Source organism: Rhodanobacter sp. UC4438_H5 (assembly GCF_052978405.1).
The window spans coordinates 2,249,817-2,266,553 of sequence record NZ_CM129672.1; the positions used below are offsets into that span (position 1 = coordinate 2,249,817).

The following is a 16,737-nucleotide window of genomic DNA, read 5'->3' on the forward strand; positions in this document are numbered from 1 at the left end:
CGTCGCGGCGTTCATGCGGCCTCCGCCTCGCGCGGCGTCACCGCGGCATTCGCGTCGGCCACGGTCACGGCTGCCGGCATGCGCGTGGCCATCTGGCGGGCGTCCAGCGCGCGGTTGATCTCGAAGGTGGCGCGCAGCAGCACGCCGGCCATGGCACAGGTGAGCACCATCGAGGAGCCGCCGTAGCTGATCAGTGGCAGGGTCAGGCCCTTGGTCGGCAAGGCGCCGAGGTTCACGCCCACCGACACGATCGCCTGCATCGCCAGCATCAGCGACACGCCGAACGCCACGTAGCCGGCGAAGCGCTGGCCCACGTCGACACCCTTCAGGCCCACCTGCAGGCCGCGCCACACGGCCAGCGCGAACAGGCCGATCACCAGCACCACGCCGGCCAGCCCCAGCTCCTCGCCGATCACCGCGAAGATGAAATCGGTGTGCGCCTCGGGCAGGTAGGAGAGTTTCAGCACGCTGGACCCCAGGCCCACGCCGTCCCACTCGCCGCGGCCGATCGCCATCAGCGACTGGGTCAGCTGGAAGCCGTCGTTGAACGGGTCCTTCCATGGGTCGAGGAACGAGGTCAGCCGCTTCATGCGGTAGCTCTCGCCGGTCGCCGCGATGTACAGCAGCGGCATCAGCGGCAAGCCCATCAGGAACAGGAAGATCGGCCGCGCCCCGCCCAGCCAGACCATCGCGATGGTCACCGCGATCACCAGCGTGGCCGAGCCGAAATCCGGCTGCACCAGCAGCAGCAGCACGATGATGCCGGCCACGGCGATCGGCTTGATCAGGCCGAGGAAACGGTTCTCCACGCTGTCGCGGTGGCGTACCAGATAGCTGGCGATGTAGATCACCAGGATCAGCTTCACCGCCTCCACCGGCTGGAACGTGGTCACCAGCAGGTTGAGCCAGCGCCGCGCGCCGTTGATGCGCATGCCCAGGTGCGGCACGAACACCGCCAGCAGCAGCAGGAACGCCAGGGCCAGCAGCGGAAACGCGTACTTCTCCAGCAGCCGCAGCTCCGTGCGCATGGCCAACCCGGCCGCGACCATGCCGATCCCGAGGAACACCAGGTGCCGGCGCAGGAAATAGAACGCACCCAGCTCCTGGCTGTCCGCCACCGCGATCGAACTGGACGCCACCATCACCACCCCGATGCTGGCCAGCCCCACCAGCGCAACCAGCAGCCACGGGTCGAAATGCCCCCGCGGGCCATTGCGACGACGAGCCTGGGAGGCGGCGTCAAACATTTGCTTGCTCCGCTGCGAGGGAATAGGAAATAGGGAATAGGGAATGGGAAGAGCATGCGGGCGCACGGTCGCGACGCACTGCGCGCTCTTTCCCATTCCCTATTCCCGATTCCCTATTCCCGGCTTTCATCAGCGCACCTTCAACGTGGCAAGACCGACCAGCACGAGGACGACGGAGATGATCCAGAAGCGCACGATCACGCGCGGCTCGGGCCAGCCCTTCAGTTCGAAGTGGTGGTGCACCGGCGCCATGCGGAACACCCGCTTGCCGGTGAGCCTGAAGCTGGCCACCTGGATCATCACCGAGGCGGTTTCCATCACGAACACGCCGCCCATCACCAGCAGCACGATCTCCTGACGCACGATCACCGCGATGCAACCCAGTGCCGCGCCGATCGCCAGCGCGCCCACGTCGCCCATGAACACCTGCGCCGGATAGGTGTTGAACCACAGGAAGCCCAGCCCCGCCCCGGCCAGCGCGCCGGTGACGATCGCCAGCTCGCCCGCGCCGGGAATCGCCGGCACGCCGAGGTACTCGGAGAACACCCGGTTGCCGGCCACGTAGGCGAACACGCCCAGCGCGCCAGAGACCAGCACCGTCGGCATGATCGCCAGCCCATCCAGCCCGTCGGTGAGGTTCACCGCGTTGGAGAAGCCCACGATCATGAAGTAGGTGATCACCACGAAGAACAGCCCCAGCGGCACCACCACGTGCTTGAACAGCGGCACGTACAGCGCGGTCTCCGCCACAGTGGCGCCATGCACGGCGTGCGGCGCGGTGTAGAACAGGAACAGCGCCGCGCCGAGCCCGAACACCGACTGCCAGAAATATTTCCAGCGGCTGGCCAGACCGCGGCTGTCCTTCAGCACCAGCTTGCGGTAGTCGTCGTAGAAACCGATCGCGCCGAAGCTCAGCAGCACGCCGAGCACCACCCATACGTAACGGTTGTGCACGTCGGCCCACAGCAGGGTGGCCACGGTGACCGAGAGCAGGATCATCACGCCGCCCATGGTCGGCGTGCCGGCCTTGACCAGGTGCGTCTGCGGACCGTCGCTGCGCACCACCTGGCCGGCCTTCAGCGCGGCCAGGCGGTTGATCAGCCACGGCCCGCACAGCAGCGACAGCGACAGCGCGGTGAGCGCAGCCATGATGGCGCGGAAGGTGATGTACTGGAACAGATGCAGGGCGGTGAAATGCCGCGCCATCCAGTCGGCCAGCTCAAGCAGCATCGTTCGCACCTCCGTGGGCGGGCGCGGCAATGAGCGCGGCCACCACCTGTTCCATGCCGGCCGAACGCGAACCCTTGACCAGGCAGGTGACGCCCGCATGCAGCTGCGCGCGCAGCGCGTCGATCAGGGCCGGCTTGTCGGAAAAATGCTCGCCGCCGGCGCCGAACGCCTCCACCGTGGCCGCGCCCAGCGGACCGACCGCGAACAGGCGATCGACGCCGCGCTCGCGCGCCCGCTCACCGATGCCCGCATGCAGCGCACGCGCGTCCGCGCCCAGCTCGGCCATGTCGCCCAGCACCAGCCAGCGCTCGCCGCCGGCCAGCAGCAGCGTGTCGATGGCAGCCGCCATGGAACCGGGGTTGGCGTTGTAGCTGTCGTCGATGACCATCCAGCCGCCGACGGCAACCAGGCGGCGCAGGCGACCGGCCACGCCGGAAACCTGCTCCAGCCCGGCAACGATGGTTTCCAGCGGCACCTGCAACGCCAGCGCCACCGCAGTGGCGGCCAGTGCGTTGGCCACGTTGTGGCGACCGGGCAGCGGCAAATTCACCTCGGCCTCGCCCGCCGGCGTGTGCAGCATGAAGCGCGAACCGTCGGCGCGCAGTTCGATCGCACCGGCGCGCACGTCGGCCGGTTGCTCCAGGCCGAAACGCAGCGTCTTGCGCGCACCGGCGAGCCCGCCGAAGAAGCTGGCAAAGCTGTCGTCCGCGTTGATGATGGCAATGCCGTCGGCCGGCAAGGCCTGGTACAGCGCGCCCTTGGTTTCGGCCACGCCCTCGATGCTGCCCATGCGTTCAAGATGGGCCGGCGCGATGAGCGTGACGAGGCCGATATCTGGCCGTGCGATGGCAGCGAGATAGGCGATGTCGCCGGGCTTGCCCGCACCCATCTCGAACACCGCGTATTCGGTGTCGCGCGGCATTGCCAGCAGGCTCAGCGGCAGGCCCAGCTCGTTGTTGTAGTTGCCGCTGCTGACGTGCGTGCGGCCATGGCGCGACAGGATCGAGGCGACCAGGGTCTTCACCGTGGTCTTGCCGTTGGAACCGGTGATGCCGACCACGCGCACGTCGCGTTGCGCGCGCACCGCGCTGGCCAGGTCGCCCAGCGCCACCTCGACGTCGTCGACGCGCAGCTGCGGCAGCGCGCTGTCGACCGGATGCGTCACCAGCGCCGCCACCGCGCCGCGGGCCAGCGCTTCGTCCAGGTAGTCGTGGCCGTCCACGTGCTCGCCCTTGATCGCCGCGAACAGTTCGCCCGGGCGCAGCTTGCGCGTGTCGATCGCCACGCCGGTGATCTCGGCCTGCTCCAACGTCGCGTCGCCGTCGAGCAGGCGACCGTGCAGCCACATCGCGATGGCGCCCAGCCGCATCATGCGTGCGACTCCCGGCCCAGCCGGTCCAGCGCGGTGCGCGCCACTGCCAGATCGTCGAACGGATGCTTGCCGGTGGCGCCGTCCTGGTAGGTTTCGTGGCCCTTGCCGGCAATCAGCACCACGTCGCCGGCGCGGGCCAGCTCCAGCGCGTCGGCAATCGCCACCGCGCGATCGCGCTGGACCGCCATCGCCTTTGCGTCGGCCATGCCGGCCACGATTTGCGCCACGATCGCGTCGCCGTCCTCGCCACGCGGGTTGTCGTCGGTGACGATGGCGATGTCCGCCAGCCGCGCCGCGATCGCGCCCATCAGCGGGCGCTTGCCGGTGTCGCGTTCGCCGCCGCAACCGAACACGCAGATCAGCTTGCCCGCGCAATGCGCGCGCAGGGCGGTCAGCGCCTGCTCCAGCGCATCAGGCGTGTGCGCATAGTCGACTACCACCAGCGGCAGGCCGTGCCATCCGCCCAACCGGTTCATCCGGCCATTGACCGGTTGCAACTGCCCGGCCACCTGCACGATGCGTTCGAACGGTTCGCCCAGTGCGCCAAGGCAGGCGATCACGGCGAGCAGGTTGGCGACGTTGAAGCGGCCGAGCAGGTGGCTGTGCAGTGCGCGGCTGCCCCACGGCGTGCGCAATTGAAAGCTGAGCCCGCTGGCCGAAGTCACCACGTCTTCGGCGGCGACATCCGCCGCGCTCTCGCCGGCCGCGCTGAAGCGCAGCACGCGCAGGTTGTCGGGCAGCGTGCCGGCCAGTTCGCGGCCGAAGCCGTCGTCGCTGTTGAGTGCTGCCACGCGCAGGCCCGGCATCGCGAACAGCATGGCCTTGGCCGCGCCGTAGGCTTCCATCGAGCCGTGATAGTCGAGGTGGTCGCGGGTGAGATTGGTGAAGGCCGCCGCCTCGAATTCCACCCCGGCCACGCGCCCCTGCACCAGCGCGTGCGAGGACACTTCCATCGCCACGTGGCTGACGCCGGCATCGCGGAAGCGCGCCAGCAGCGCCTGCACGCTGATCGCGTCGGGCGTGGTGCGCTCGCCTTCGAGCAACTGGCCATGCACGCCGGCGCCCAGCGTGCCGATGGTCGCGGCGCGGTGGCCGAGCGCCGTCCAGGCCTGCGCCAGCAACTGCACGCACGAGGTCTTGCCGTTGGTGCCGGTGACGCCGACCACGCGCATCGACTCGCTGGGCCGGTCGTGGAAGCGCGCCGCGATCTCGCCCACCTGCGCATGCAGGTCGTCGATCCACAGCACCGGCACGTCGAGCGCCGCGACATCCTCGGCCGGGGCTTCGGCCAGCACCACGCGGGCACCACGCTGCACCGCGTTGGCGGCGAACGCGATGCCGTGCGCGCGGCCGCCGCGCAGCGCGAAGAACGCATCGCCGCGGCGCACCTGGCGCGAGTCCAGGGTCATGCCGGACACCACCATGCGCGCCGCCGCCGGGTTTGCCGCCAGCTGCGCATCGGCGATCCCCAGCAGCAGCTGATCGAGGTGGCCGGTGCTCATGGCGTGCCCTCGTCGATCGGCGCGTCGTCGATCGGCGCTTCGACCGGCGGCTTGCTGCCCGCGAGGCCGCCGGCGCCCTGCAGCGGGCCGCCGACGTACCAGCGGCCGATGTTGTCCGGCGGCACGTCGAGCAGGCGCAGCGCACCGCTCATCACGCGCGAGAACACCGGCGCGGAGACCATGCCGCCGTAGTAGCTGCCCTTGCTCGGGTTGTCGACCACCACCACGCCGACCAGGCGCGGGTTGGTGGCCGGCACGATGCCGGCGAATGCCGCGGTGTAGCTGTGCTTGTCGTAGCCGCCGGCGTTGGCCTTGTGCGCGGTGCCGGTCTTGCCGGCGACCGCGTAATTGGCGATGCGCGCCTGCGGCGCGGTGCTGCCGGGGCCGGTCACGGTCTCCATCATCCCGATCAGCTCGTGCGCCACCTCGGGCGAGATGATCTGGCGCGAGGGCGTCTCCGCGTCCTTGATGAAGCTCGGGCCATGCATCAGGCCGTTGTCGGCGATGGTGGCGTAGGCGTTGGCCAGCTGCAGCACGGTGACGTTGAGGCCGTAGCCGTAGCCGAGGATGGCCTTTTCCAGCGGCCGCCAGTCGGCGCCGATGCGCAGGTAGCCGGAGGCTTCGCCGGGGAAGCCGCTGTTGGTGCTGTTGCCGAAACCGAAGGCGCGGTAGGTGTCGTACATCAGCGTGGTGTCCAGATCCATCGCGATGTGCGCCGCGCCCACGTTGCTGGACTTGGTGATCACGCCGGTCGGCGTCAGCAGGCCGTAGTTGTGCGTGTCGTGGATGTCGTGGCCCTGGAAAAACCAGTGTCCGCCGGTGGTGTCGATGATCGGGCTGGTGGGGGTGAACTTGCCGCTGGACAGCGCCGCGGCCATCAGGATCGGCTTGATCGTCGAGCCCGGTTCGAGCACGTCGGTCATCGCGCGGTTGCGGCGCTGGCCGGCGCGGCTGGAGTCGAGCGCGTTGGGGTTGTAGGTGGGCAGGTTGACCATCGCCAACACCTCCCCGGTATGCACGTCGAGGATCACCATCGAGGCCGAATCGGCCTGGAACTTGTCCACGGTGCTCTTCAGTTCGCTGTAGGCCAGGAACTGGATGCGCCGGTCGATGCTGAGGGTGAGGTTGCGTCCCGGCTTGGGTGCGCGCACCTGCTCGACGTCTTCCACCACGTGGCCCATGCGGTCACGGATCACCCGCTTGGCGCCGGGCTTGCCCGAGAGCCAGTCGTCGTAGGCCAGCTCCAGCCCCTCCTGGCCGTGGTCGTCGATATTGGTGAAACCCAGCACGTGCGCGGTGACCCCGCCGGATGGGTAGAAGCGCTTGAACTCGCGCTGGCCGTTGATGCCGGGGATGCCCAGGTCCAGTACCGCCTGCGCGGCTTCGGGCGACATCTGGCGACGCAGATAGACGAACTCGCGGTCCGAGCGCTGGGCCAGGCGGCTCTTCAGCTCGTCCGCATTCACGCCCAGCGCGCGCGCCAGATCCGGGATGCGCTGGTCGTTGTCCAGCACCTCGGAGGGATTGGCCCAGATCGAGGTCACCGGCGTCGACACCGCCAGCGGCTCGCCATTGCGGTCGAAGATGGTGCCGCGCGAGACCGGGATCGGCATCTCGCGCAGGAAGCGCGCGTCGCCCTGGCGCTGGTAGAACTGCTTGCGTACCACCTGCAGGTCGAACGCTCGCGCGACCAGGCCGGTGGCGGTAAGCCCGAGCAGGCCGGCGACCAGATACATGCGCCGGCGCGCGCTGGGGCCGCTCGCCTGGCGGCGACCGCGTGCGGCTGGCTTGGCGTGTTTGCGCATGTCCATCAGCGCAGCAACCGGATGTCTTGCGGGCGCGGATCGACCATGCCCAGCTTCTGCCGTGCCTCGTCGTCGATGCGACGCGGCTCGGCGTAGGTGGCCTGCTCCAGTTCCAGGCGGCCGTATTCGATGTTGAGGTCGTCGCGCTGGTTCTGCAGCTGGGTCAGTTGCACGAACAGCACGCGGCTTTCGTGGCGCGTCCACACCACGCCCAGCGCGCTGGCCACCGCGGCCACCAGCAGGAGTGCGCAGATCACGGTGCTGATCAGCTTCACGCGGCGACCTCCCGCGGCAGCTTCTCGGCCACGCGCAGCACCGCCGAGCGTGACCGCGGATTGGCGGCCAGCTCGGCCTCGGACGGGAATTGCGCCTTGCCGATTGCCACCAACTGCGCCGGCGCCCCCTGCACTGGCGGTCCGCGACGACTGTTCTGCACGCGTCCGGAGTGGTCGCGGATGAACAGCTTCACCGCGCGATCCTCCAGCGAGTGGAAACTGATCACCGACAGCCGCCCGCCCGGCTTGAGCCGTTCCAGCGCGGCGTCCAGACCCTGCTGCAAGGCGTCCAGCTCGCCGTTCACGCGAATGCGCAGCGCCTGGAAGCTGCGCGTGGCCGGATGCTTGCCCGGCTCGCGCCGGCCCACCACGCGCTCGATCAGCGCGGCCAGCTGGCCGGTGCGGGTGAACGGGGTGGCGTCGCGATCGGCCACGATGGCGCGGGCGATGCGCCGGCTGTGGCGCTCCTCGCCGTAATTCCACAGCACGTCGGCAATCTCGCGCTCGCTGGCGTGAGCGAGGAAATCGGCGGCGCTCTCGCCCTGCGTGGTGTCCATGCGCATGTCCAGCGGCGCATCGGCCATGAAGCTGAAGCCCCGCGCGGCCTCGTCCAGTTGCGGCGACGAGACGCCCAGGTCGAGCAGCACGCCGTCGAGCCCGGCGGCGGTCTCGTCCCATTCGGCCAGGCTGGAGAAGTTGGCGTGGCGGATCGCCACCCGTGCGTCGGCGGCAAACTCGGCCCGCGCAGCGGCGATCGCGGCCGGATCGCGATCCATCAACAAGAGCCGGCCGGCCGGACCCAGGCGCGACAGCACCGCGCGCGCATGACCACCGCGCCCGAACGTGCCGTCCAGATAGCGCCCGTCTGCCTGCACGGACAATCCCTCCACCGCCTCGCCCAGCATCACCGGGACATGCTGCAATTGCACCGAGCGCACTCCCGTCCCATCCCGCATGATTCCGCCACGCCCGCGCCTGTGGATTACAGGCGCAGCTCTGCCATTTCGCTGGTGATCTCGTCTTCGCCGATGCTCTGGCGGATCTTGGCCAGGTGCGCCTGCTCGCTCCACAGTTCGAATTTGTTGCCCATGCCGAGCAGCACCGCCTTCTTCTCGATGCCGGTGGTGGCCCGCTGGCTGGCCGGCAGCAGGATGCGCGCGGCACTGTCGGGCTCGACCACGGCGGCGGCGCCGACCAGCTTCATCTGCATGTCGCGATGGGCCGCCTTGACCTTGGGCAGCTGGTTCACCTGATCGCGCACCTTTTCCCACTCGTCATGCGGAAACAGCCACAGGCAACCCGGTTCGAACGGGTTGTAGGTGACCACCAGACGATTGGCGCACTCGCCAGCCACCTGCTCCCGATACGCGGTCGGGATGGCCAGGCGGCCCTTGTCGTCGATGGTGATGGCGGTTTCGCCCTGGAACACGGTCAGCAGACTCCACTAAAACCCACGATTTCACACTGAAAGCCACGATAGTCTCGCCCGCTGAGACTGTCAAGCCGAAATTGCTTGTGAATCAAGGAGTAAAGGCGAAGTCTGAATGTATGTGCAGGATATTCTCAGGAAGGCCGACAAGGTGGTTGAAAGCAGGGAATTTTTTGCGGCGACCCTGCAGCCGGTTTGCGGCCGAGGCCAGCCGCTTGGCGCTTCCGCGCCCCCGTGACCGACGCACGCGGATGAATCGCCGTTCATCGGCACGCGCAGTCGACGCCGCGACAGGTCAGTCGCGGCGTCGGCGGTACGGAAAGAGGTGGAGTCGGCCTGTAAGCCGGGTTCTGTACGCCTTGCGGCGCGACAGTCATTCCTCTCGGCCAGGCGTCGCCGCCTGGCTCCAGCAACCTACCCGGGAACAACGCGGGCCGCGTTATCGTTCCCCTATTTGGTCTTGCTCCGAGTGGGGTTTACCGTGCCGTACGGCGTTGGCCCCGTACGCGGTGCGCTCTTGCCGCACCCTTTCACCCTTGCCTGATCCTCTTGCGAGGCCATCGGCGGTCTGCTCTCTGTTGCACTGGCCGTCAGCTCACGCTGCCCAGGAGTTACCTGGCACTCTGCCCTGTGGAGCCCGGACTTTCCTCGATGCGCTTGCGCGCGACGCGACTGCCCGGCCGACTCCGTGGCCAGTGTACTCGGTCGGGATGGGACGCGGCGCATCGGACGGGCACTGCCGGCGTTCAACACGGCACCCGATGGTTTTATCCGCCTCAGCGGGGCGGTCGCCGACACGCAGTGTTGGCATCGTCCGACTTTATTTTGAGCTCACATGTGCTGGGCAAATGCTGATACTTGACACCTTACAGAGGGGGGGTAGCGTTTTTGAACAGGGGATGAATTTGGAGTACCAATGATGAGGATTATCGAAATGGAATCCATGATTATTCCGAACAAGGTGAAAGCCATTGGCTTGATTCTGCTGCTTGTGTGCGGTGGCGTGAGTAATTATGTATTTGCGGCATCGCCCATGCCTGGTGCATTTGGAGCGCACGGCACTGACCTCGCTGCAGCCATCCAAGCTCAATCTTCCTCCACCGGCTTCGAGCTGAATTACTTCCATGCCGAGAGGGCATCCAAGACTTACGCCATTCGACTTAAGAATGGATTAAGCGCTTCGTTTGACTTCCAGAACGGTACCGTCACACTAGTGGATGTTACGGGCAGCCAGTCAACGCTCCCGCTCGAGCGGGTTCTGCTGCAAGTCACGAATGGTAATGGCCAAGCAGCCAGCCAAATGTACGATCAAATGTATCAGTCCATCAGCGCCGCCAAGTCCGACGCGATCATGGTGCATGCAGGACCACGGAGTGCTAACGCCAACTTTCGTCCGTCGACTGGGGGGCTAAGGAACGTCAATCCGAGTTTTTTCTTTCCGCCACCACGCGATACGGGCGGGCTTGGCGACGACGACGGTTCTCTGTGGGCCACTCCAACCGGTGGCGACTGTTTCCCAATCCCTGGTTCATGCAACGAATGGGCGGGAGGCTTGTCAGACTGGGGCCCTGGTGGCATGTCAAATTGGGGTTCGTACGATCTATGGTGGGGTAGCGCATTCGGGGACGCCCCTCCAACAAGTCAGCCGCCGCGTCCAGACGGTTGCGCTCCGAACGACATAGATTGCATTCTCTATGAGCATGACCGACAGAACGCTTGCGACGATATGGGCACGGATAATTTGGCGCAAGGCGGAAATGACCTGGCAGCTGGCACAGCATGTGGGCTTGCCGAGACGGGTGTAGGAGCAGTGGTATGCGCTGCCGCGATCGTGCCGTTCGTGATCGGCTTGCACAAGCTGCACAAAGATACGGTGACATGCCACACCCCTTACCCAGGTCGCTAACTTGAACTCGTCACCGACGTCACTACTTAGGTATGGGGGCTTATGACGAATCAAAAGCAAATTCTGACGAAAGCCGATGACACGCAGTCGTCCAGTTGGCGTCATTATGCAATTTGGCTAGCATTGTCGGGCTCAGTGATCATAAACGGACTAGTGGCCTATCGGCGCCACCAGAGGGGCGAGGACTGGCTTTCGGCGTTTGGACTCACGCCCGATCCGGAACTTCTCCGGCTTGTCGGGGATGTCGGAGTTCCGATAGTCATGATCACGTTGATCATGCAACAAGTGCGGAGGCTGCCACCGAGCCGGGAGAAAACCGCGACGAGCTGGCTGGGTTGGTCACTCTTCGTCTTTCTGTTCGTGTGGTGGTTTCCTTTGCGCGAAATGCTTTTCGGACCATAGCATTGCCCAGGGGGGTCGTGATCTGGACCCAAGAAAAAGGGAAATGGAAAACGAGGAACCGATAATCGGAAAAGCGCTCAAGACTTGAACGGGTCTCTACCCTCTCCATCCCCTACTCTTGGTACAGAAGCTTGCGCGGCGCCCCGCTGATCGCCGCCGCCAGCTTCGCGGCCTTCGCCGGCGGCAACTCCTCACGCAGGATTGCGAAGATGCGCTTGCCTTCGGCGAGTTTCGCGTCGGCTTCCTCACCGCGCCCCGCCACCAGGATTACGTGTTCGCCGCGTTGCTGGTCGGGATCGGCGGCGACGCGCGCGGCCAACGCCGCCAGCGGTTCGCCCAGCACGGTTTCGAACATCTTGGTCAGTTCGCGCGCGAGCACGGCTTCGCGCTCGGCGCCGAACACGTCGCGCATGTCGGCCAGGCTTTCGGCGACGCGGTGCGAGGACTCATAGAAGATGATCGTGCGCGGCTCGCCGGCCAGTTCCCGCAGCCGGCTGCGGCGCGCGGCGGCCTTGGCCGGCAGGAAGCCCTCGAACACGAAGCGGTCGCTGGGCAGCCCGGCGACGGACAGCGCGGCAATCGCCGCGCAGGCGCCAGGCAGCGGCGCGCAGCGGATGCCTGCCGCACGCGCCGCGCGCACCAGGCGAAAACCGGGATCCGAAATCAGCGGCGTGCCGGCGTCGGAAATCAGCGCCACCGATTCACCACCCTGCAGGCGCGCCACCAGCGCATCGACCACCTCGCGCTCGTTGTGGTCGTGCAGGGCGACCAGCGGCGTGGCGACGCCGTGATGCAGCAGCAGCGGGCGGCTGTGGCGGGTGTCCTCCGCGGCGATCACGGCCACCGCGCGCAGCGTCTCGATGGCGCGGGCGGACAGATCGTCGCGATGCCCGATCGGCGTGGCCACCACCCACAGGCAGCCGGGTTGAACACGAGACATCGGGCACTCCATGAGCCGGCGGGACGATCGGCTATCATCGCGCATTGACGACCATGACGACCAAGGGATTTCCCATGCGCTTCATGCGCCTCGCGCGAGTCATCCTCACGGCCTTGCTGTTCGCGCTCGCATTGAATGCGTGCGTTCCGACCGGCGCGGTGCGTTCGCCGGCGGAAATCGCCGCCGCGCAGCACGCCAGCGCGCTGGCGCAGCAGGGCCAGTTCGACCAGGCCGCCCAGGCCTGGCTGCAGCTTGCCGCGCAATCGTCCGCACGCGCCGACAGCTATCGTCTGCAGGCCGCCGAGGCGTGGCGCCAGGAAGGTCGCATCGAACAGGCCGCGCCGGTGCTGGACAAGATCCGGCGCGAGCGGCTGAGCGGCGACGAACCGCTGCGCCTGGACCTGCTGCGGGCGGAGTTGGCGCTGGACCAGCACGACGCGCGCACCGCCCTGCGCCTGACCAGCCAGCCGAACGTGTCCGTGCCGCCTTCGCTGCAGCTGCGCCTGCTGGAACTGCGCGCCCGCGCCATGAAGGATTCCGGCGACCTGTGGGGCGCCGCGCGCACCCGCGTGCAGATGGATGCCGAACTGCAAGGCTTCGACCAGGCGCAGAACCGGCGCCAGGCGCTGGATCTGCTCGCCAGGCTCGGCATCGCGCCGCTGCAACACCGCGCCGCCGCGATGAAGCCCGGCGACCGCATGCTGCCGTGGATCAACGAGGCCCTGCGCCAGCTCGGTGTCAGCGTGGCGCAGCCGCAGCCGGAATTGCAGCAAGCGGTGGGCATGCTGCTGCCCGAAGCCGGCGCCAACGTGCGCGAAGGCTACAAGGTGCCGGCCCAGGTCGCCCTGCTGTTGCCGGCCGATGGCGACTACGCCGCCGCCAGCACACCGATCCGCCAGGGTTTCTTCGCCGCCTATTTCGATGCGGGCCGCAACCACGCGCCGCGGCCGACGGTACGCAGCTACAACAGCCACGGCACGGCCGACGGCGCGGTGCAGGCCTACCAGCAGGCGGTGCGCGACGGCGCCCGGCTGGTGGTCGGCCCGTTGACCCGCGGTGAAGTCGCGGCGGTGTTCGCGCTGCCGCAACTGCCGGTGCCGGTGCTGGCGCTGAACCACCCGGACGACCGCCAGCTGCCCGCCGGCAACGCCAGCGAGTTCGGCCTGCTGCCGGAAACCGAGGGCGCGCAGGCCGCCGACCACATGGCCGAGCGCGGCCTGCTGCACGCCTACGTGATGATCTCCGGCGACGACTTCGCGCAACGCGCGGCGAGCGCATTCAAGGCCGAGCTGATCTCCCGCGGCGGCGACGTGGTGGCCATGACGGTGCTGCCGAGCGGCGCCACCAGTTTCGCCGACGGGATCAAGAACCTGCAGTTGCCCACGGCCAGCGCGGCACCGGCGCCGGCCGCCGCGGCAAGCACCGCCGACGCCGCGACGGCGACGCCCGCCGCCCCCGCCGATACCGGCATCTTCATCAGCATGCGCCCCAACCAGGCGCGGCTGCTGATGCCGCAACTGCGCATCGCCCAGGTCCAGCTGCCGGTGTTCGCCACCTCGCACGTGTACGCCGGCAGCGACGACGCGCCAGCCAATCGCGACCTGGACGGCGTCGAGTTCTGCGACGCGCCCTGGCTGTTCGACGCGCAGCCCGGCCTGCCCGACCGTGCGGCGATCGCGGCGAAGCTGCCCGCCGCCCGCGATGGCGCCGCGCGCCTGTTCGCGTTCGGCATGGACGCGTGGAGCCTGGTGCCCTACCTCGACTGGCTGAAGGCGCATCCGGGCAGCTACATGCCGGGCGCCACCGGGCAGCTGGCCGCCGATCCGTTCGGCCGCATCCGCCGCGTGCTGACCTGGGCGAAGTTCGAGAATGGCGTGGCGCGCCCGCTCAGCGGCAACCTGCAGATCGACTCGGTACCTTCGCCGCCGCCGGCGGCGCCGGCGCCGGCCAGTTCCAGCGCCGACGCCAACCCCGCCGGCTGATGCGCGCGGCCGGCGACGACTTCGAACAGCGCGCCTGCGTCGCGCTCGAACGCGCCGGCCTGAAGCTGCTGGCGCGCAACTACACCACCCGCCACGGCGAACTGGACCTGGTGATGCGCGATGGCGACACCGTGGTCTTCGTCGAGGTGCGCTACCGCAAGAGCGCCAGCCACGGCGACGCCGCCACCTCGGTCACCGCAAGCAAGCAGGCCAAGCTGATCCACGCCGCGCAGCACTGGCTGGCCGCCCACCCGCAGCATGCGCGACGCCCGTGCCGCTTCGATGTGGTCAGCTACGACGGCCCGGTCGACGCACTGCAAAGGCAATGGTTGCGTGATGCCTTCGAGGCGGGTTGAGTCCGGCGCGGTGCGATAATCGCGGCATGGCCCTGCCCGTCCCCCTGCTCGACACCCTGCGCGCGATCTTTCCCGGCGACGCGCTGGACAGCGGCGACGACGCCCTGCGCACCGCGGCGGGCGACTACTCGCGCCATGCGCACCGGCCGGACGTCGTGGTCTATCCCGCCACGCACGCGCAGGTGGAGTCACTGGTTCGCGCCTGTCGCGAGCATCGCGTGCCGCTCACCGCGCGCGGCGGCGGCACCAGTTCCACCGGCGCTTCGGTGCCGCTGGCCGGCGGCGTGGTGGCAAATTTCCAGCGCATGGATCGTATCGTGCGCATTGCGCCAGGCGATCGCCTCGCGGTGGTCGAACCGGGCGTCACCAACGAGGCCTTGCAGCAGGCGCTGGCCCCGCACGGGTTCTTCTGGGCGCCCGATCCGGGCTCGGCACCGTGGTGCACGATAGGCGGCAATCTCGCCTGCAACGCAGGCGGACCGCGCGCGCTGAAATACGGCGCCACCCGCGACAACGTGCTGGGCTTGCGCGCCGTGGCCGGCACCGGCGCAGGTTTCGCGGCCGGCACGCACACCACCAAGGATTCCACCGGCTACGACCTCACGCGCCTGATCATCGGCTCGGAAGGCACGCTGGCGCTCGTCACCGAGGCCACGCTCAAGCTCACGCCCCGGCCCTCCGCGGTGCGCTCGCTACGCGCCACCTATCGCGACACGGCCAGCGCGGCGCAGGCGGTCGCGCGCATCATGGCGCAGCCGGTGACGCCCGCGGCGCTGGAATTCATGGATGCGCTGGCGCTCAAGCTGGCGCGCGACCACGCGCCGGACGCGGACGTGCCGCAGGCGGGCGCGCTGCTGCTGATCGAGGTCGACGGCACGCCGGAAACCGTCAGCTTCGCGCAGGACGCCGTGGCGCGCGCCGCGCGCGGCGAAGGCCTGATCGCGCTGGACATCGCGGCGGACGCCAGCGAAAACGCCGCGCTGTGGGCCGCGCGCAAGGCGCTCTCGTTCGCCCAGCGCGCGGCGACCCAGCACAAGATCAACGAAGACGTGGCGGTGCCGGTGAGCCGTCTGCCCGAACTCGTCGCCGGCGCGCAGGCGCTGGCCGCCAAGCATGCGGTCCCGCTGGTGTGTTTCGGCCACGCCGGCAACGGCAACCTGCACGTGAACCTGCTGCCGCGCGACGTGGACGAGATCGAACGTGGCTACGCCGCACTGCCCGAACTGTTCGCGCTGGTGATCGCGCTGGGCGGCACGCTGTCGGGCGAGCACGGCATCGGCGTGGTGAAGCGCGACTACCTGCCGCTGGCGCTGGGCGAGTCGACCATCGCGTTGATGCGCTCGGTCAAGGCCGCGTTCGATCCGGATGGCATCCTCAACCCCGGCAAGGTGGTTTGAGGGCCGGTAATGGGGAACAGGAAACAGGGAATGGAGAAGACGAAGAAAAAGCCAGGCTTGATGCAGCAGCAGCACGCCATGGATACCCTGCTGGCGGAGATCCGCTGCGGCCACACCTGCGCGATGCAACAGCCGCCGGGGCGGCGGCCGGTGCTGCAGGCTTCCGTGCGGTCGCGCCTGCTGATTGTCAGCCAGGCGCCGGGGCGCAAGGTGGAGGAGAGCGGCATCCCCTTCGATGACGTCAGCGGCGAACGCCTGCGCGACTGGCTGCAGATCGACCGCGACACGTTCTATGACGCCGAGCGCGTGGCGATCGTGCCGATGGATTTCTGCTATCCCGGCAAGGGCAGGAGTGGCGACCTGCCGCCGCGGCCGGCATGCGCCGCGATCTGGCATCCGCGCCTGTTTTCGTTGCTCACCGGCGTGCAACTGACGCTCGCCATCGGGCAGTACGCGCAGGTGGGCATGCTCGGCGACGCACGTGATGCCACGCTCACCGACACCGTGCGCAACTGGCGCACGCACCTGGCCCGCGGCGTGCTGCCGCTGCCGCATCCGAGCCCGCGCAACCGGCCGTGGGTGATGCACAACCTGTGGTTCGAAGCCGAGTTGCTGCCGGTGCTGCGCGAGCGCGTCGCGGGCGCGCTGAACACCGTCCCCGAACCAGGATAGCCCGCAGGAGCCCGCTCGCGGGCGATGCTTTTGGGGCCGGATCAGGGATTCGCAATTCGCAATTCGCAAAGGCGAGAGCAAGGGCATCGCCCGCGAGCGGGCTCCTGCGGGCGGCGCGACGGCTTCCGTTGCAACGTGCCTTGCCGGTTTCCGGGGGATTCTCTAACCTGCCCCGCTACGACATCGTGGCCACGGGGCCGACCCCGGCCTTGCAGGGGAACC

14 protein-coding genes and 1 other RNA gene are annotated in these 16,737 nt (G+C 68.3%); 5 read left to right on the top strand and 10 right to left on the bottom strand.

Annotated features, from left to right (window positions below; all coding sequences use genetic code 11):
• Window positions 1-11: 11 nt before the first annotated feature.
• The 9 genes from ftsW to rnpB form a co-directional block, all read right to left on the bottom strand.
• Window positions 12-1,247, bottom strand: a complete 1,236-nt coding sequence (gene ftsW, locus ACVCL9_RS10635; protein WP_395120099.1) for a putative lipid II flippase FtsW — start codon at window positions 1,245-1,247, stop codon at window positions 12-14.
• A 129-nt stretch (window positions 1,248-1,376) separates the two neighbouring features.
• On the bottom strand, window positions 1,377-2,477 hold the full coding sequence (mraY, locus tag ACVCL9_RS10640; protein ID WP_395120100.1) for a phospho-N-acetylmuramoyl-pentapeptide-transferase: 1,101 nt from the start codon (window positions 2,475-2,477) through the stop codon (window positions 1,377-1,379).
• Window positions 2,467-3,849 carry a UDP-N-acetylmuramoyl-tripeptide--D-alanyl-D-alanine ligase gene (locus tag ACVCL9_RS10645; RefSeq protein ID WP_447098154.1) on the bottom strand — a complete coding sequence of 461 codons (1,383 nt, stop codon included), beginning with the start codon at window positions 3,847-3,849 and terminating at the stop codon, window positions 2,467-2,469. Before ACVCL9_RS10645 ends, mraY begins: the two co-directional genes overlap by 11 nt.
• On the bottom strand, window positions 3,846-5,351 hold the full coding sequence (locus tag ACVCL9_RS10650) for a UDP-N-acetylmuramoyl-L-alanyl-D-glutamate--2,6-diaminopimelate ligase (RefSeq protein ID WP_447098153.1): 1,506 nt from the start codon (window positions 5,349-5,351) through the stop codon (window positions 3,846-3,848). The genes ACVCL9_RS10645 and ACVCL9_RS10650 overlap by 4 nt, the downstream gene beginning before the upstream one ends.
• On the bottom strand, window positions 5,348-7,162 hold the full coding sequence (locus ACVCL9_RS10655; protein WP_395120103.1) for a peptidoglycan D,D-transpeptidase FtsI family protein: 1,815 nt from the start codon (window positions 7,160-7,162) through the stop codon (window positions 5,348-5,350). The genes ACVCL9_RS10650 and ACVCL9_RS10655 overlap by 4 nt, the downstream gene beginning before the upstream one ends.
• Complete coding sequence (gene ftsL / locus ACVCL9_RS10660) at window positions 7,162-7,422, bottom strand: cell division protein FtsL (protein ID WP_395121244.1); 261 nt, start codon at window positions 7,420-7,422, stop codon at window positions 7,162-7,164. Before ftsL ends, ACVCL9_RS10655 begins: the two co-directional genes overlap by 1 nt.
• A 5-nt stretch (window positions 7,423-7,427) precedes the next feature.
• Window positions 7,428-8,387, bottom strand: coding sequence for a 16S rRNA (cytosine(1402)-N(4))-methyltransferase RsmH (rsmH, locus tag ACVCL9_RS10665; RefSeq protein WP_447098152.1), 960 nt, complete (start codon window positions 8,385-8,387; stop codon window positions 7,428-7,430).
• A 26-nt stretch (window positions 8,388-8,413) separates the two neighbouring features.
• Window positions 8,414-8,860, bottom strand: coding sequence for a division/cell wall cluster transcriptional repressor MraZ (gene mraZ, locus ACVCL9_RS10670; RefSeq protein ID WP_395120105.1), 447 nt, complete (start codon window positions 8,858-8,860; stop codon window positions 8,414-8,416).
• 323 nt (window positions 8,861-9,183) lie between these two features.
• An RNA gene (gene rnpB / locus ACVCL9_RS10675) (RNase P RNA component class A) lies at window positions 9,184-9,548 on the bottom strand.
• Window positions 9,549-9,794: 246 nt separating this feature from the next.
• Here rnpB and ACVCL9_RS10680 point away from each other — a divergent pair.
• A complete protein-coding gene (locus tag ACVCL9_RS10680; RefSeq protein WP_447098151.1) occupies window positions 9,795-10,766 on the top strand; it encodes a hypothetical protein in 972 nt (323 codons plus the stop codon).
• Between the two features lie 514 nt (window positions 10,767-11,280).
• On the opposite strand, the gene rsmI is transcribed toward ACVCL9_RS10680, so the two are convergent.
• Complete coding sequence (rsmI, locus tag ACVCL9_RS10685; protein WP_447098150.1) at window positions 11,281-12,108, bottom strand: 16S rRNA (cytidine(1402)-2'-O)-methyltransferase; 828 nt, start codon at window positions 12,106-12,108, stop codon at window positions 11,281-11,283.
• A gap of 74 nt (window positions 12,109-12,182) precedes the next feature.
• On the opposite strand from rsmI, the gene ACVCL9_RS10690 reads away from it, so the two are divergent.
• From ACVCL9_RS10690 to ACVCL9_RS10705, 4 genes are read left to right on the top strand one after another with little or no spacing between them, the layout of a single operon-like run.
• Window positions 12,183-14,090, top strand: coding sequence for a penicillin-binding protein activator (locus ACVCL9_RS10690; RefSeq protein WP_447098149.1), 1,908 nt, complete (start codon window positions 12,183-12,185; stop codon window positions 14,088-14,090).
• Complete coding sequence (locus ACVCL9_RS10695; protein WP_447098148.1) at window positions 14,090-14,446, top strand: YraN family protein; 357 nt, start codon at window positions 14,090-14,092, stop codon at window positions 14,444-14,446. The genes ACVCL9_RS10690 and ACVCL9_RS10695 overlap by 1 nt, the downstream gene beginning before the upstream one ends.
• A 26-nt stretch (window positions 14,447-14,472) precedes the next feature.
• Window positions 14,473-15,843, top strand: a complete 1,371-nt coding sequence (locus tag ACVCL9_RS10700; RefSeq protein ID WP_447098147.1) for an FAD-binding oxidoreductase — start codon at window positions 14,473-14,475, stop codon at window positions 15,841-15,843.
• A 30-nt stretch (window positions 15,844-15,873) separates the two neighbouring features.
• Window positions 15,874-16,515, top strand: coding sequence for a uracil-DNA glycosylase family protein (locus ACVCL9_RS10705; protein ID WP_447098146.1), 642 nt, complete (start codon window positions 15,874-15,876; stop codon window positions 16,513-16,515).
• Window positions 16,516-16,737: the final 222 nt, after the last annotated feature.

Excerpts from the sequence above, each read along its gene's own strand:
- ftsW (WP_395120099.1), bottom strand. The coding sequence starts at position 1,247 with ATGTTTGACGCCGCCTCCCAGGCTCGTCGTCGCAATGGCCCGCGGGGG.
- mraY (WP_395120100.1), bottom strand. The coding sequence starts at position 2,477 with ATGCTGCTTGAGCTGGCCGACTGGATGGCGCGGCATTTCACCGCCCTG.
- ACVCL9_RS10645 (WP_447098154.1), bottom strand. The coding sequence starts at position 3,849 with ATGATGCGGCTGGGCGCCATCGCGATGTGGCTGCACGGTCGCCTGCTC.
- ACVCL9_RS10650 (WP_447098153.1), bottom strand. The coding sequence starts at position 5,351 with ATGAGCACCGGCCACCTCGATCAGCTGCTGCTGGGGATCGCCGATGCG.
- ACVCL9_RS10655 (WP_395120103.1), bottom strand. The coding sequence starts at position 7,162 with ATGGACATGCGCAAACACGCCAAGCCAGCCGCACGCGGTCGCCGCCAG.
- rsmH (WP_447098152.1), bottom strand. The coding sequence starts at position 8,387 with ATGCGGGATGGGACGGGAGTGCGCTCGGTGCAATTGCAGCATGTCCCG.
- ACVCL9_RS10680 (WP_447098151.1), top strand. The coding sequence starts at position 9,795 with ATGGAATCCATGATTATTCCGAACAAGGTGAAAGCCATTGGCTTGATT.
- rsmI (WP_447098150.1), bottom strand. The coding sequence starts at position 12,108 with ATGTCTCGTGTTCAACCCGGCTGCCTGTGGGTGGTGGCCACGCCGATC.
- ACVCL9_RS10690 (WP_447098149.1), top strand. The coding sequence starts at position 12,183 with ATGCGCTTCATGCGCCTCGCGCGAGTCATCCTCACGGCCTTGCTGTTC.
- ACVCL9_RS10695 (WP_447098148.1), top strand. The coding sequence starts at position 14,090 with ATGCGCGCGGCCGGCGACGACTTCGAACAGCGCGCCTGCGTCGCGCTC.
- ACVCL9_RS10700 (WP_447098147.1), top strand. The coding sequence starts at position 14,473 with ATGGCCCTGCCCGTCCCCCTGCTCGACACCCTGCGCGCGATCTTTCCC.
- ACVCL9_RS10705 (WP_447098146.1), top strand. The coding sequence starts at position 15,874 with ATGGAGAAGACGAAGAAAAAGCCAGGCTTGATGCAGCAGCAGCACGCC.